This is a genomic window from Rhizobacter sp. P3_B12 (assembly GCF_056402895.1).
Genome location: NZ_JBFUGN010001179.1, coordinates 1 through 1,699 on the forward strand (window position 1 = coordinate 1; position 1,699 = coordinate 1,699).

Genomic DNA, 1,699 nt, shown 5'->3' on the forward strand with positions numbered 1-1,699 from the left:
CATCAGCGCGGCACCGGTGGCGGCGGCGATCAGCATCGACTTGACCGGCTCGTCCTTCACGTAGCGCACGGTCGCATCGCCGACCGAGGCGGCGCGTTCACGCACGTGCGTGGCGGTGTCCTTGACGGCATCGACGCCGCGGCGCGCCAGCGCTTCGGCCTGGCCGGCCAGGCGGGCGATCGTCGGCTCGGCGCTGTCGCGTGCCTCGCCGATCGCCGTCTCGGCCTGGTCGAGCGCGGTGTTGGCGACGCGGCGCGTGCTCTTGACGGCGCTGTCGGCCGAGTCGGCCAGGCGGTTGACGGTGTCGCTGGCCTGGCTGCTGAGGTTGTCGGTCTTGAAGGTGGAGGTGGTCATGGTTGTTTCCTTGATGTGTGGGATAACTAAGTTAGGCGAGGGACGACCGCGCCGCAAGGCCGGGCTAGGTACCCCGCTTGATGAGACCGAACAGGAAGGCAGCGACGGCCATGATCGCGAAGATGATGAACAGGATCTTCGCGATGCCGGCAGCGCTGGCCGCGATGCCGCCGAAGCCGAACAGGGCGGCGATCAGCGCGATGATGAAGAACACGACGGCGTAATACAGCATGCTCTGGCTCCTTCGGTGTGAGTGGTTGACGATGGGACCACTCTAGGAGCGCGGGCGTCCGCGAGGAATGGGACGGCGAGCCGATGCGGTGTAGGAGGGAGCCGACGGTCCCGCCGTCTCTTCTCAGGCTCAGATCTGCGGCAGCGTCGCCTGGATGCGCGTGCCGGTGCCCGGCGTCGACTGGATGCTCATGCGCCCGCCCTCGGCCTCGACGCGGTAGCGCATGCCCAGCAGCCCGTGCGTCGACGGCCGCGCCACCTGCGTGTCGAAGCCGCTGCCGTTGTCGTGCACGTCGACCTCGGCCAGCGCGCCGCGCGGCCGCAGCGTGACCACCACCTGGCGCGCCTGCGCGTACTTCGCGACGTTGGTCAGCGCCTCCTGCACGAGCCGGTACACCGTCAGCTCGCCCGACGGCTTCAGCGACACCGGTTCGAGCTCGCTGACCACCTTCACGCCCGAGCGCTCGGCGAACTCGCGGCCCAGGATCTCCAGCGCCGCCAGCAGCCCCAGGTTGCTCAGCGACGACGGCCGCAGGTCCTCGATGATGCGGCGCTTCAGCGCGATGCCTTCGTTCAGCGTCTCGTTCAGGTGCACCAGCCGCTCGGTGATGTCGGGTGTGTGGATCGTGATGCGCGACTTCAGCCGCGCCACGTCGAGCTTGGCCGCCGTCAGCAGCGCGCCCAGCTCGTCGTGCAGGTCGCGCGCGAGCCGGCTGCGCTCATCCTCGCGGGCGGTCTGCAGATGCTGCGCCAGTTCGGTGAGCTGCGCGGTGCGCGCGGTCACCTGCACCTCCAGCAGGTCGCGCTCGGCCTGCAGCGCCTCCTTCTTGTGCACGCGTTCCTTCTCGAGCGTGTTCGACTGGCGCAGGTACATGAAGAAGGCCAGCACGCTCAGCGCCGTCATCGCGTTGACGCCGAGCCGGCTCAGCAGCAGCGTCTGGTAGACCTCCTCGCGGCGGTCGGCGATCAGCATCGATTCGCGCGTCACCAGCCGCTCGGAGGCGAGGCGGATGCTCTCCATCTGCTCGCGCCCGATGTCGGTCTCGATGACCGCGCGCCAGGCCTCGTCGCGGCCGTCGGCGCGCAACTGCACCGTGGTGTCCATCTCGGAGAC

At 69.2% G+C, this 1,699-nt stretch carries 3 protein-coding genes; all 3 read right to left on the minus strand.

What is annotated here, in order from left to right; all coding sequences use genetic code 11:
- Positions 1–354 (minus strand): hypothetical protein (locus AC1D01_RS33510; protein WP_477873787.1); only part of this gene is annotated, 354 nt, incomplete at its 3' end.
- Between the two features lie 64 nt (positions 355–418).
- A complete protein-coding gene (locus tag AC1D01_RS33515) occupies positions 419–586 on the minus strand; it encodes a DUF1328 domain-containing protein (protein ID WP_047500752.1) in 168 nt (55 codons plus the stop codon).
- Positions 587–715: 129 nt separating this feature from the next.
- Positions 716–1,699 (minus strand): histidine kinase (locus AC1D01_RS33520; protein WP_477873788.1); only part of this gene is annotated, 984 nt, incomplete at its 5' end.

Coding starts and splice junctions, on each gene's coding strand:
- AC1D01_RS33515 (WP_047500752.1), bottom strand. CDS start 586: ATGCTGTATTACGCCGTCGTGTTCTTCATCATCGCGCTGATCGCCGCC.